The sequence below is a fragment of the Variovorax sp. SG517 genome (assembly GCF_013376045.1).
In the GTDB taxonomy this organism is placed as follows: Bacteria; Pseudomonadota; Gammaproteobacteria; order Burkholderiales; family Burkholderiaceae_C; genus Variovorax.
Genome location: NZ_JABMJG010000001.1, coordinates 856,157 through 868,899 on the forward strand (window position 1 = coordinate 856,157; position 12,743 = coordinate 868,899).

The following is a 12,743-nucleotide window of genomic DNA, read 5'->3' on the forward strand; positions in this document are numbered from 1 at the left end:
AGCGGGGATGTTAGTCGCTGGCGCGTTTTTGCCCGGCGAAACGCCCGCCAGCGTGCTCTTGAGATATGTTCGCGGGATGACGACAACAACATCCACGGGAACCCCCGCCGCGCGCACCGACGGCGGCTCCGGCGGCATCTACGTGCTGGCCGCCCACCCCCACTGGCGCGACTCGCGCGTCAACCGCCGCATGCTCGCCGCCGCTCGCGCCGTGCCCGGCGTCGACGTCAACGACCTCTACGGCACCTACCCCGACTTCGCCATCGACGTCGAGGCCGAGCAGGCCCGGCTCGCCAGGGCCAGCCTGGTGGTGCTGGTGCATCCGATCCACTGGTACTCGATGCCCGCGCTGCAGAAGCTCTGGGTCGACGACGTGCTGGCCTACGGCTGGGCCTACGGCCCCGGCGGCACCGCCCTGCAGGGCAAGGACCTCTGGCTGGTCGCCACCACCGGCAGCCCCGAGGCCAGCTACCACCCGCAGAACTACCACCGCTACTTCTTCGACGCCTTCCTGCCGCCCTACGAGCAGACCGCCGCGCTGTGCGGCATGCGCTTTTTGCCGCCGATGATCTTCTACGGCGCGCGCAGCGCCGGCGAAGCGGCGGTGAAGGCGCACGTCGAGACCTTCGCCCAACGCCTGGGCAGCTACCCCGAGTGGCCCGAGATCGAGGAGATCGACGCCTGCGTCGCCTGCCCCGTGCCAGAGAGCGACCGGCCGGCCGACAGCGACGAGGTCGGCAAGGTGGTCTCCGACGCATTCCGCGCGGCGATGGCCCACGGGCTGGCCAGCACCACAGCCTCCACCGCATCCACGGACGGCAACGGGAAGGCGGCCTGAATGGAACACGCACCCGCCTGGCTGACCAACAGCCTGATCTACCTGAGCGCCGCCGTGCTGGTGGTGCCGCTGTCGAAAGCCCTGGGCCTGGGCTCGATCATCGGCTACCTCGTGGCCGGCATCGCCATCGGGCCCTGGGGGCTGGGGCTGGTCTCCAGCGTCGAGGACGTGCTGCACTTCGCCGAGTTCGGCGTGGTGCTGATGCTCTTCCTCGTGGGCCTGGAGCTCGAACCCAAGCGCCTGTGGAACCTGCGCCGCCCCATCTTCGGCTGGGGCACGGCGCAGGTGCTGAGCTGCGCCGCCGTGCTGTTCGCAGTCGGCTGCGCCGTGGGCGCCAGCTGGCGCGTGTCGCTGGTGGCCGCGCTGGGCCTGGCGCTGTCGTCCACCGCCATCGCGCTGCAGGTGTTCGGCGAGCGCAACCTGCTGAAGACGCCCAGCGGGCAGGCCGGCTTCTCGATCCTGCTGTTCCAGGACGTGGCGGCCATCCCGATCCTCGCGCTGCTGCCGCTGCTGGCCGGCGCCACCGCGGCCGAGCAGTCGATCACCGGGCTGGAGCGCGCGCTGGAAGCGGCCAAGATCATCGGCGTGATCGGCGGCATCATCCTCGGCGGCCGGCTGCTGCTGCGCCCCATCCTGCGCTGGATCGCGCGCAGCGACACGCCCGAGATCTTCACCGCCGCCGCGCTGCTGCTGGTGGTGGCCATCGCGGCGCTGATGCAGCTGGTGGGCCTGTCCATGGCGCTGGGCGCCTTCCTCGCCGGCGTGCTGCTGGCCGAGAGCGAATACCGGCGCGAGCTCGAGACCGACATCGAGCCCTTCAAGGGGCTGCTGCTGGGGCTGTTCTTCATCGCGGTGGGCATGTCGATCAACTTCGGCGTGCTGATCGCGAGCCCCTGGATCATGGCGATGCTGGTGGTCGGCTTCGTGGCCATCAAGCTGGTGGTGATCTACGCGCTCGCCAAGGCGATGGGCATCGCCTACCAGGAGCGGCCGGTGTTCACGCTGCTGCTCGCGCAGGGCGGCGAGTTCGCCTTCGTGGTGTTCCAGGCGGCCGGGCCCGACGTGCTGCCGCCCGAGGTCACCTCGCTGCTGATCGGCGCGGTGGCGCTGTCGATGCTGCTGTCGCCGCTGCTGCTGGTGCTGCTCGACCGGTTCGTGCTGCCGCGCTACAGCCGCAACACGGGCACGAAGCTCGAAGAGATCTCGGAGCAGCAGGACGCCAAGGTGCTGATCTGCGGCTTCGGCCGCTACGGCCAGATCGTCGGGCGCATGCTGATGTCGCAGGGCCTGCGCGTGACGGTGCTCGACCACGACGCCGACACCGTCGAAGGCCTGCGGCAGTTCGGCTTTCGCGTGTTCTACGGCGACGCGACGCGGCTCGACCTGCTGCGCACCGCGGGCGCGGGAACGGCCAAGGTGATCGTGGTGGCGGTGGACGACATCGAGCAGTCGCTGGAGATCGTTGACCTGGTGAAGGAGAACTTCCCGCAGGCCCGCATCATCGCCAGGGCGCGAAACGTGACGCACCTGTTCCAGCTGCGCGACCGCGGCGTGACGGAGGTGGAGCGCGAGGTGTTCGAGTCGTCGCTGCGCAGCGCGCGCGCCACGCTGGAGGCGCTGGGCTGGCCGGCGCACGAGGCGCGCGAATCGGCGATGCGCTTCCGCCACCGCAACATCGAGCTCAGCAACGAGATCTACCCGCACTACAAGGATCGCGCCAAACTGATCGCCGCCAACAAGGCGGGCCGGCAGCAGTTCGAGGAACAGATGGCGCGCGAGCGCGAGGAGCGGCAGCGCCGGCTGGGGCGCGACTGGGACAAGCTCGACGACGACGAAGAAACCGCGCCGAAGGAAGAGGCGGACGCCTGACGGCCCGCCGCCCGCGCCGTCAGGCCGCCAGCTTCAGCAGCCTGACCGCGTTGCCCTTGAGGATGCCGGGCATCACCTCCGGCTTGAAGCCCGCGTTCTCGAAATCGCGCATCCAGCGGTCGGGCGTGATCAGCGGGTAGTCGCTGCCGAACAGGATGCGGTCCTTCAGCAGCGTGTTGGCGTACTGCACGAGCTGCTTCGGGAAGTACTTGGGGCTCCAGCCCGACAGGTCGATCCACACGTTGGGCTTGTGCGTGGCCACGCTCAGCGCCTCGTCCTGCCAGGGGAAGCTGGGGTGGGCCATGACGATCTGCATGTCGGGGAAGTCGATGGCCACGTCGTCCAGGTGCATCGGGTTGCTGTATTCGAGCCGCAGCCCGCCGCCGCAGCGCATGCCCGAGCCGATGCCGCTGTGGCCGGTATGGAAGATGGCCGGCAGGCCGTATTCGGCGATCACTTCATAGATGGGCCAGGCCATGCGGTCGTAGGGGTGGTAGCCCTGCACCGTCGGGTGGAACTTGAAGCCCTTCACGCCATGCTCCTCGATGAGCCGGCGTGCCTCGCGCGCGCCCATCTTTCCCTTGTGCGGATCGACGCTGCCGAAGGCGATCATGATGTCGCTGTTGTTCTTCGCGGCCTCGGCGATCTCCTCGTTGGGGATGCGGCGGCGGCCCATGTTCGATTCGGCGTCGACCATGAACATCACCAGGCCGATCTTCCTTTCGCGGTAGTACGCCACGCTCTCGGCGATGGTGGGCCGGCCGCTGGAGCCGAAGTACTTGTCGGCGGCGCGGTCGTATTCCTCGCCGTAGTTGTCGAACGGGTTCCAGCAGCTGACTTCTGCGTGGGTGTGGATGTCGATCGCGATCAGGTTCTGATGGTCCATGCCTTGTCTCCGGTACGGGTAAATCCCTAGGTCTCTGGGGCTCCAAATTCCTTGAATTGATTATTTCCCATAACCATAATTCGACGCAACCCCGGACTCATCATGACCCATCCAGACCTCCAACTCGACATCCGCGACGAAGTCGCCATCGTCCGCCTCACGCGCGGCTCCAAGCGCAATGCGCTGTCCGACGGACTGATCCTCGCGCTGCGCGACACCTTCGAGCAACTGCCCTCCAGCGTGCGCGCAGCCGTGATCGACGGCGAAGGACCGCACTTCTGCGCCGGCCTCGACCTGAGCGAGCTGAAGGAGCGCGACGCCGGCCAGGGCATGCAGCACTCGCGCATGTGGCACGCCGCGCTCGACCTGATCCAGCACGGCCCGGTGCCGGTGATCGCGGCGCTGCACGGTGCGGTGGTCGGCGGCGGGCTGGAGCTGGCCAGCGCCTGCCACATCCGCGTGGCCGACAGCACCACCTTCTATGCGCTGCCCGAGGGCTCGCGCGGCATCTTCGTGGGCGGCGGCGGCTCGGTGCGCATTCCCAAGCTGATCGGCGTGGCCCGCATGACCGACATGATGATGACCGGCCGCGTCTACAACGCCGAAGACGGCGAGCGCGCCAACTTCGCGCAGTACCTCGTCGACGAGGGGCAGGCCTTCGACAAGGCCTTCGAACTCGCCAAGCGCATCGCCACCAACGCGCCGCTCACCAACTACGCGCTGATGCACGCCCTGCCGCGCATTGCCGAGCAGTCTGCCGACCACGGCTTCTTCACCGAGGCGCTGATCTCCGGCATCACGCAGGCCGCGCCCGAAGCCAAGCAGCGCGTGCGCGACTTCCTCGAAGGGCGCGGCGCGAAAGTGAGCAAGGGATGAGCGCCATCCGATACCGCCCGCTGGTCTTCGGCGTGACGCGCGCCGTGCTGCGCGACGGCGCGCCGGGCACGCAGTACCTGACGGCCGAAACGCAGCTCGAGCCCTACCGCGAGCGCATGACCGACCGCCTCGCCTACTGGGCGGAGCGCACGCCCGACCACACCTTCATCGCCCGCCGCGAACGCCTGGCCGACGGCAGCACCGGCGACTGGCTGCGCGTGAGCTACGCACAGGCGCTGAAGGAAGCACGCGGTATCGGACAGGCCCTGCTGGACCGCGGCCTGAACGCCGACCGCCCGGTGGCCATCCTCAGCGAGAACGGCATCGAGCACGCACTGATGGCGCTGGGCTGCCTCTACGCCGGCGTGCCCTACTGCCCCGTGTCGCCGCCCTACTCGCTGGTGAGCCAGGACTTCGAGAAGCTGCGCCACGTCTTCGACACGCTCACGCCCGGCCTCGTGTTCGCGAGCGACGCGGCGCGCTTCGCCAAGGCGATCGCGGCGGTCGTGCCGGCGGACACCGAAGTCGTGCTGGCCCAAGGCACGCTGGAGGGCCGGCCCGTCACCGCGTTCGACGCACTGGCCTCGACGCCCGCCACGCCCGCCATCGACGCGGCGATGCGCGCCACTGGCCCCGACACCATCACCAAGTTCCTCTTCACCTCGGGCTCCACCAAGATGCCCAAGGCCGTCATCAACACGCACCGCATGTGGTGCGCCAACCAGCAGCAGCTGCGCCAGTCGATCCCCGCCCTGGGCGACGAGCCGCCCGTGCTGGTCGACTGGCTGCCCTGGAACCACACCTTCGGCGGCAACCACAACGTGGGCATCGTGCTGGACAACGGCGGCACGCTCTATATCGACGACGGCAAGCCCACCCCCGCCGGCATGGCCGAAACGCTGCGCAACCTGCGCGAGATCGCGCCCACCATCTACTTCAACGTGCCCACCGGCTTCGAGGCCATCGCACAGGCGATGGAAACCGACGCGGTGCTGCGCCGCAACCTGCTGTCGCGCGTGAAGATGTTCTTCTACTCGGGCGCGGCGCTCTCGCAGCCCGTGTGGGACAGCCTGCACCGCACGCAGGAGTCGGAGGTCGGCGAGCGCATCGTGATGGGCACGGGCCTCGGCATGACCGAATCGGGTCCCTTCGCGCTCTACGTGACCGGTCCCGACGTGAAGTCGGGCGACGTGGGCCTGCCCGCGCCGGGCATCGAGCTCAAGCTGATCGAGGTCGACGGCAAGACCGAGGTGCGCTACCGCGGCCCCAACATCACGCCCGGCTACTGGCGCGCGCCCGAGGCCACGGCGGAGGCCTTCGACGAGGAAGGCTTCTTCTCCACCGGCGACGCGGTGAAGTGGATCGACGAGGGCAACATCCACCGCGGCCTGCGCTTCGACGGCCGCATCGCGGAAGACTTCAAGCTCGCCACCGGCACCTTCGTGAGCGTGGGCCCGATGCGCGCGAAGATCATCGCGGCCGGCGCGCCCTACGTGCAGGACGCGGTGCTGACCGGCATCAACCTGAAGGAAGTGGGCGCGCTCGTCTTCCCGACGCAGAAGGTGCGCGAGCTCGCTGGCCTGCCGGCCGGCGCCACCATGCGCGAGGTGCTCGAGAGCGCGCCTGTGCAAGCGCACTTCCAGCAGGTGGTCGACACGCTGGCCGCCAGCGCCACCGGCAGCGCCAACCGCATCGCGCGGCTGCACCTGATGGCCGAGCCGCCGTCCATCGACAAGGGCGAGGTCACCGACAAGGGCTCCATCAACCAGCGCTCCGTGCTCAAGCACCGCGCCGCGCTGGCGGAGGCCATGCACGACGGCAGCCTGCCCTTCACCCTGAAGCCGCGCTGAGCTTCATTCCGAACATTCCTGGAGACGAACAAATGAAGATCGAAGGACAAGCCGCACTGGTCACGGGCGGCGCATCGGGCCTGGGCGAAGCCACCGCGCGCGAGCTCGCGCGGCTGGGCGCGAAGGTCGCGGTGCTCGACCGCAACGCCGAACTCGCCGCAAAGGTGGCGGCGGACATCGGCGGCGTCGCCTGCGCCTGCGACATCACCGACACCGACAGCGTGGTCGCCGCGCTCGACAAGGCCGAGGCCGCGCACGGCCCCGCGCGCATCCTGATGAACGTGGCCGGCATCGGCAGCGCCAAGCGCATCGTCGGCAAGGACGGCAGCCCCGCGCCGCTGGAAGACTTCGTGCGCGTGGTCAACATCAACCTGATCGGCGGCTACAACATGGCGCGCCTATTCGCCGCGCGCTGCGCGAAGCTCGACGCGCTCGACAACGGCGAGAAGGGCGTGATGCTCTTCACCGCCTCGGTCGCCGCCTTCGACGGCCAGGTGGGCCAGCAGGCCTACAGCGCCTCCAAGGGCGGGCTGGTCGGCATGACGCTGCCGATGGCGCGCGACCTCGCGCAGCACGCCATCCGCGTGTGCACCGTGGCGCCGGGCATCTTCGCCACGCCGCTGCTGCTGGAGCTGCCCGAGCCGGTGCAGCAGTCGCTGGCCGCGGCGATCCCCTTCCCGCCGCGCCTGGGCAAGCCCTCGGAGTTCGCCGAGCTGGCCTGCCACATCGTCACCAACGGCCACCTCAATGGCGAGGTGATCCGCATCGACGGCGCGCTGCGCATGGCGCCGCGCTGATCCAGATTCCAGTCAGCCACCGCAAACCAGGAGACAAGACCATGACCAACAGACGCCATTTCGTGGCGGCGCTCGGCGGCACCGCCGCCATCGCCGCCCTGCATCCCTTCGCCGCGCTCGCCCAGGCGGTGCAGCAGGTAGTGAAGATCTACTACGGCTTCCCGGCCGGCAGCGCCGGCGACAGCGTGGCGCGCCGCGTGGCCGAGAAGCTCGGCGACACGCCCTTCACGAAGGTCAACCCGGTGGTCGAGAACAAGCCGGGCGCCGGCGGGCGCATCGCGCTCGACACGCTCAAGAGCTCGGCGGCCGACGGCTCGGTGCTGTGCCTCGCGCAGGCTTCGGCGCTGTCGATCTACCCGCACATCTACACCAAGCTGGGCTACGGCATGGCCGACTTCGCGCCGATCTCCATCGGCGCCGTGATGACGCACGCGCTGACCGTCGGCCCGGCCGTGCCCGCCAGCGTGAAGACGCTGAAGGACTTCATCGCATGGGCCAAGGCCAACCCCGGCCAGGCCAGCTACGGCTCGCCGGGCGCGGGTTCCACGCCGCACTTCCTTGGCGCGCTGCTGGGCCTGAACAGCGGCACCGACCTGCGCCACGTGCCCTACCGCGGCTCGCTGCCGGCCATCAACGACGTGGTGGGCGGCCAGATCGCCTCGAGCATGACACCCGCCGGCGACGCCATTCCCTTCGCCAAGGCCGGCAAGCTGCGCGTGCTCGCCATGTCGGGCTCGCAGCGCGCGGCCTACCTGCCCGATGTGCCGACCTTCACCGAACAGGGCTTCCCCGAGATCGTGGCCGACGAATGGTTCGGCTTCTTCGCGCCGGCGAAGACGCCCACGGCCGTCATCACGGCCGCGAGCGCGGCGATCCAGACCGCGCTGAAGGACAAGTCCGTGGCCGACGGCCTGCTGTCGGTCGGGCTTCTCGCCCAGGGTTCCTCGCCGGAAGACATGCGCAAGTCGCTGCAGTCCGAATACGAACGCTGGGGCCCGCTGGTCAAGAAGATCGGCTTCACGGCCGAGTCCTGATTCACTTTCCCTGGTTTCGCTGCCCCGATGGATTACAAGCCCCGCCCCGAAGACGTCCGGTTCATCCTGAACGAAGTGCTCGACGCGCCCGCGCGCCTGGCCGCCCTCGCCCCCTTCGCGGAGGTCGACGAGTCGCTGCAGTCGCAGGTGCTCGAGGAAGCCGGGCGCTTCGTCGGCGAGGTGGTGGCGCCCATCAACCGTGGCGGCGATGAAACCGGCTGCCGCTTCGCCGATGGCGAGGTCGCCTCGCCGCCGGGCTTTCGCGAGGCGTACCAGGCCTTCGTCGACGGCGGCTGGCCCGCTCTCTCGGCCGCGCCGGAAGACGGCGGCCAGGGCCTGCCGGCGGTGCTCGAGGCCGTGCTCTATGAGTGGCTGGCCGCGGCCAACCATGGCCTCACGATGGCGCCGGGGCTGCTGCACGGCGCGTACGCCTGCCTCAAGCACCACGGCAGCGAGGAACTGAAGCAACGCTATCTGCAGAAGATCGCGACCGGCGAATGGCTGGCCACCATGTGCCTTACCGAAGCCCACGCGGGCAGCGACCTGGGCCAGGTGCGCACGCGTGCCGTGCCCCAGGCCGACGGCAGCCTGCGCGTGAGCGGCGGCAAGATCTTCATCTCGGGCGGCGAGCACGACCTGACGCCGAACATCGTCCACCTCGTGCTGTGCCGCCTGCCCGATGCGCCCGCCGGCCCCAAGGGCCTGTCGCTGGTGCTGGTGCCCAAGCTGCTGCCCGACGGCACGCGCAACGCGGTGCACTGCGAGCGCATCGAGGAAAAGATGGGCCTGCACGGCAGCCCGACCTGCACTATGCGCTTCGACGAGGCCACCGGCTGGCTGGTGGGCGAACCCGGCCGCGGGCTGGCCGCGATGTTCGTGATGATGAATTCGGCTCGGCTGCACGTGGCGCTGCAGGGCATCGGCCTGCTCGACGCCGCCTGGCAGAAGGCCGACGCCTATGCCGCCGAACGCCGCCAGATGCGCGCGCCGGGCCCGGTGCCCGCTAGCCGCGGCGGCGAGAGCGCCGACCTGATCGCCGAGCATCCCGCGGTGCGCCGCATCCTCGACACGCAGCGCGCCTGGATCGACGGCGCGCGCACCGTCGCCTACCGCAGCGCGCTGATGCTCGACGTGGCCGCGCACGACGCCGACCCCAAGGCCCGCGAACGCGCGCAGCGCTGGTGCTCGCTGGTCACGCCGGTGCTCAAGGCCGCATGCACGCACCAGGCGTTTCACGGCGCGAGCGAATGCCTGCAGGTGTTCGGCGGCCACGGCTACGTGCGCGAGTGGGGCATCGAGCAGATCGTGCGCGACTCGCGCGTGACCATGATCTACGAGGGCACCAACGAGATCCAGGCCATCGACCTGCTGGTGCGCAAGGTGCTGCCCGACGCCGGCGCAGCCATGTCGGGCGTACTGCTGGAGCTGCGCGACACGCTGGACGCCTCTCGCGAGGCGGATGCCGACGTGCAGCGCCGGCTGGCGCAGTTGCGCTACATGGGCACCACCGTCGCAATGGCGGCGCATGCCAACCCGGTGCTGCCCTACGAGGTGGCCGACGACTACCTGCGCGCGACCATGCTCGCGATGATGGCGTGGGCCTGGGCGCGCATCGAGGCGGCATCGCCCGGCAACGCGGAAAAGGCGCGCGTTGCGGCCGCCTTCCGGCGCTGGGTGCTTCCGGAATTCGAGATGCGCATGGGCATCGTCAAGAAGGCCTGCGAAACCGTCGCCCTGACGCATGCGGCCGCGCCCGCCGGCGCTGTCTCCAACTAGCCACTCGAAGCTCTCGTTGCAGCGCGGCCGCGGTTACGCTCGGGCCATGGCCTCCAACCCGAAATCCGCCTCCGCAAAAGGCGAGCAGGCTGCGGCGCCGCAAGGCAAGCCGGAGCGGCTCGACGCACGCATGCTCGAAACCCTGGTCGGCTACAACGCCCGCAGGGCCTGGCTGATCGTCAGCGCCTTCTTTGCCGAGCGCATGGCGCCCTACGGGCTCAAGCAGATCGATTTCTCGGTGCTGTCGCTGCTGGCGCACAACCCGGGCGCCACCTCGCGGCAGCTGTGCAATGCGCTGGACATCCTGCCGCCCAACCTGGTGAGCCTGGTGGCCACGCTCGACAGCCGGGGACTGATCGAGCGCCGCCCTCATCCGCACGACGGGCGTGCCGTCGGGCTGCATCTCACTGCCGCCGGAGAGGCACTGATCCGCGAAGCGGAGCAGACCGTAACCCAGCTGGAGGCCGATGCCAGCGCCAAGCTCACCGCGCGGGAGCGCGAGACGCTGATACGGCTGCTGCAGAAGATCTATCTGTAGAAGCAGTCTGTAGCGGCACCGGTCTCAGAGGCCCCGCTCGACCATGTCGATGAGCTGCTGGCCCAGTTTGTAGGCCGCATCGGGCGGGATCTCGCGCAGCGGCCCGTCGATGATGAGCAGCGCCAGCCCATGCACCGCGCTCCAGGCGCAGTACTCCGCATTCGGGCGCCGCGCCGGGTCGAGCACGCCGGCGTCCACCAGCCGGTCGACGGCCTTGCCCAGCAGCTGGAACGGATCGAGCCCGCTCTCGCCGGCCTTGCCGGGGCCCAGTTCGCCGCGGCCCTCGTCGGAGATCACGAAGGCGGTGCGGAAGAGGCCCGGCTCGGCCTGGGCGAAGCGCAGGTAGGCGGTGCCGATGGCGCGCAACTGCCCGCGCGCGAAGTCGGCGGGAGGCTGGTCGCAGGGCTGGGCCGCCAGTTCCTTTTCCATCGCCTGCGCGGCTGCGGCCAGTGCCGCCTCGCGCACCGCGAGCAGCAGCTCCTGCCGGCTGCCGAAATGCCGATACGCCGCATTGGGCACCACGCCGACACGCCGGGTGGCCTCGCGCAACACGACCGCGTCGGGACCGCCGTCGCGGGCCAGTTCGATGCCTGCTTCCAGCAACGCACGGCGCAGATCGCCGTGGCGATAAGTGCTGCGCGCGGGCGGCAGGCTGTCGGGGACGTTGTTGAGCTTCATTTCTTCATTCCCATGTGGACACTGTCCATTATCCCTGTTATTCTTTGTGGACGGTGTACACAAAGTAATCCGATTGTTTGCGGCCCATGACACCGGCGGGCCTCCGAGTCACCTCACCAATCCAAAGGAATCGTCATGAAAGTCCAGTCGTATCTCTCGTTCGAAGGCCGCTGCGATGAAGCGCTCGGCTTCTACAAGAAGGCGCTCGGCGCCGAGGTCACGCAGCTCATGCGCTACAAGGAAGCGCCCGCGGGCGCCCCTTCGGAGAACGGGGAAGCCGGCTGCGCCGGCGGCATGCCCGATGCCGAGAAAGTGATGCACGCGGTGTTCCGCATCGGCGAGACCGAGCTGATGGCCTCCGACGGCCGCTGCTCGGGCCAGCCGAAGTTCGAAGGCGTCATGCTCGCCCTCACCGCCAACACCGACACCGAGGTCGTCAAGTGGTTCAACGCGCTGGCCGAAGGCGGCCAGGTCATGCAGCCGCTGATCCCGACCTTCTTCACCTCCAACTTCGGCATGCTGACCGACCGCTTCGGCGTAGGCTGGCTGCTGGTCGTCGCGCAGCCGGGCTGACCGGCCTTTCCATCGCCCCGATCTCCAGAGAAAGCTCCCCCATGCTCAAGAAAATCGCCCTCGTCGTCTTGCTCGCGATCGCCGCGCTGCTGATCTACGCGGCCACCCGGCCCGACACCTTCCGCGTCGAACGCACCGCGCGCATCGAGGCGCCGGCCGAGAAGATCTTTCCGCTGATCGACGACTTCCACCGCTGGGGCGCCTGGTCGCCCTACGAGAAGCTCGACCCCGCCATGAAGCGCAGCTTCGGCGGCAGCGCGAGCGGCAAGGGCGCGACCTATGCGTGGGAAGGCAACGACAAGGCGGGCGCGGGCCGCATGGAGATCGTGGAGTCGGCGCCTTCGTCGAAGGTCGCGATCAAGCTCGACTTCATCAAGCCCTTCGAGGGCCACAACACCGCTGAATTCACGCTGCAGCCCCAGGGCGGCGCGACGCAGGTCACCTGGGCCATGCATGGCCCGAGCCCGTACGTCGCCAAGCTCATGGGCATCTTCTTCAACATGGACCAGATGATCGGCAAGGACTTCGAGACGGGTCTTGCCAACCTGAAGGCCGCCACCGAAAAGTAACCGCTAAAGGAAAGACCATGCCCAACATCCACGCCTACCTCACCTTCGACGGCAACGCAGCCGAGGCCATGCGCTTCTACGAGAAGACGCTGGGCGGCACCATGCAGATGATGATGACCGTCGGCGAAGCGCCCGACACCGAACAGTTCCCGCCCGAGGCGAAGAAGCGCCTCATGCATGCCTCGCTCGCCTACGGCAGCGGCATCCTGATGGCCTCCGACTCCATGCCCGGCCAGCCTTACGAAGGCATGAAGGGCTTCGGCGTTGCGCTGACCATCGAGACCGTGGCCGAGGCCCGGCGCGTCTTCGACGCCTTCGCCGAGGGCGGCCATGTCGGCATGCCCTTCGAGAAGACCTTCTGGGTCGAAGGCTTCGGCATGGTGACCGACCGCTTCGGCACCCCGTGGCTCATCAACGGCGGCAAGCCGCTGGTCTGAGCCGTTCCCTCCTTCCAAAAGA

Annotated in this window: 13 protein-coding genes; 11 read left to right on the forward strand and 2 right to left on the reverse strand. The window is 69.0% G+C overall.

Features of this window, described 5'->3' with window-relative positions:
* Nucleotides 1–76: 76 nt before the first annotated feature.
* Nucleotides 77–838 carry an NAD(P)H-dependent oxidoreductase gene (locus FHT32_RS03980; protein WP_176663315.1) on the forward strand — a complete coding sequence of 254 codons (762 nt, stop codon included), beginning with the start codon at nt 77–79 and terminating at the stop codon, nt 836–838.
* Entirely contained in the window at nt 839–2,707 is a 1,869-nt protein-coding gene (kefC, locus tag FHT32_RS03985; RefSeq protein ID WP_176663316.1) for a glutathione-regulated potassium-efflux system protein KefC, read from the forward strand.
* Between the two features lie 19 nt (nt 2,708–2,726).
* Here kefC and FHT32_RS03990 read toward each other — a convergent pair whose 3' ends face one another.
* Nucleotides 2,727–3,593, reverse strand: a complete 867-nt coding sequence (locus tag FHT32_RS03990) for an amidohydrolase family protein (RefSeq protein WP_176663317.1) — start codon at nt 3,591–3,593, stop codon at nt 2,727–2,729.
* Between the two features lie 102 nt (nt 3,594–3,695).
* Here FHT32_RS03990 and FHT32_RS03995 point away from each other — a divergent pair, with 102 nt between their 5' ends.
* Genes FHT32_RS03995 through FHT32_RS04020 form a run of 6 tightly spaced genes read left to right on the forward strand, consistent with a single transcriptional unit; the run spans nt 3,696 to nt 10,464 of the window.
* Nucleotides 3,696–4,469, forward strand: a complete 774-nt coding sequence (locus FHT32_RS03995; RefSeq protein ID WP_176663318.1) for a crotonase/enoyl-CoA hydratase family protein — start codon at nt 3,696–3,698, stop codon at nt 4,467–4,469.
* Nucleotides 4,466–6,319 carry a feruloyl-CoA synthase gene (locus tag FHT32_RS04000; RefSeq protein WP_176663319.1) on the forward strand — a complete coding sequence of 618 codons (1,854 nt, stop codon included), beginning with the start codon at nt 4,466–4,468 and terminating at the stop codon, nt 6,317–6,319. The genes FHT32_RS03995 and FHT32_RS04000 overlap by 4 nt, the downstream gene beginning before the upstream one ends.
* 32 nt (nt 6,320–6,351) lie before the next feature.
* On the forward strand, nt 6,352–7,116 hold the full coding sequence (locus FHT32_RS04005) for an SDR family NAD(P)-dependent oxidoreductase (RefSeq protein WP_176663320.1): 765 nt from the start codon (nt 6,352–6,354) through the stop codon (nt 7,114–7,116).
* 41 nt (nt 7,117–7,157) lie between these two features.
* Nucleotides 7,158–8,150, forward strand: a complete 993-nt coding sequence (locus tag FHT32_RS04010; RefSeq protein WP_176663321.1) for a Bug family tripartite tricarboxylate transporter substrate binding protein — start codon at nt 7,158–7,160, stop codon at nt 8,148–8,150.
* Between the two features lie 27 nt (nt 8,151–8,177).
* Nucleotides 8,178–9,926, forward strand: a complete 1,749-nt coding sequence (locus FHT32_RS04015; RefSeq protein ID WP_176663322.1) for an acyl-CoA dehydrogenase family protein — start codon at nt 8,178–8,180, stop codon at nt 9,924–9,926.
* Between the two features lie 46 nt (nt 9,927–9,972).
* Nucleotides 9,973–10,464 carry a MarR family winged helix-turn-helix transcriptional regulator gene (locus tag FHT32_RS04020; RefSeq protein ID WP_176663323.1) on the forward strand — a complete coding sequence of 164 codons (492 nt, stop codon included), beginning with the start codon at nt 9,973–9,975 and terminating at the stop codon, nt 10,462–10,464.
* 24 nt (nt 10,465–10,488) lie between these two features.
* Here the strand turns inward: FHT32_RS04020 and FHT32_RS04025 are convergent, their stop codons facing one another.
* Complete coding sequence (locus tag FHT32_RS04025; RefSeq protein ID WP_176663324.1) at nt 10,489–11,142, reverse strand: TetR/AcrR family transcriptional regulator; 654 nt, start codon at nt 11,140–11,142, stop codon at nt 10,489–10,491.
* Nucleotides 11,143–11,277: 135 nt separating this feature from the next.
* Between FHT32_RS04025 and FHT32_RS04030 the strand changes: the two genes are divergently transcribed.
* The 3 genes from FHT32_RS04030 to FHT32_RS04040 are packed head-to-tail and all read left to right on the forward strand — an operon-like array spanning nt 11,278 to nt 12,721.
* Complete coding sequence (locus FHT32_RS04030; protein ID WP_176663325.1) at nt 11,278–11,715, forward strand: VOC family protein; 438 nt, start codon at nt 11,278–11,280, stop codon at nt 11,713–11,715.
* 41 nt (nt 11,716–11,756) lie between these two features.
* Nucleotides 11,757–12,284 carry an SRPBCC family protein gene (locus tag FHT32_RS04035; RefSeq protein ID WP_176663326.1) on the forward strand — a complete coding sequence of 176 codons (528 nt, stop codon included), beginning with the start codon at nt 11,757–11,759 and terminating at the stop codon, nt 12,282–12,284.
* 17 nt (nt 12,285–12,301) lie between these two features.
* Complete coding sequence (locus FHT32_RS04040) at nt 12,302–12,721, forward strand: VOC family protein (protein WP_176663327.1); 420 nt, start codon at nt 12,302–12,304, stop codon at nt 12,719–12,721.
* The last annotated feature ends 22 nt before the right edge of the window (nt 12,722–12,743 follow it).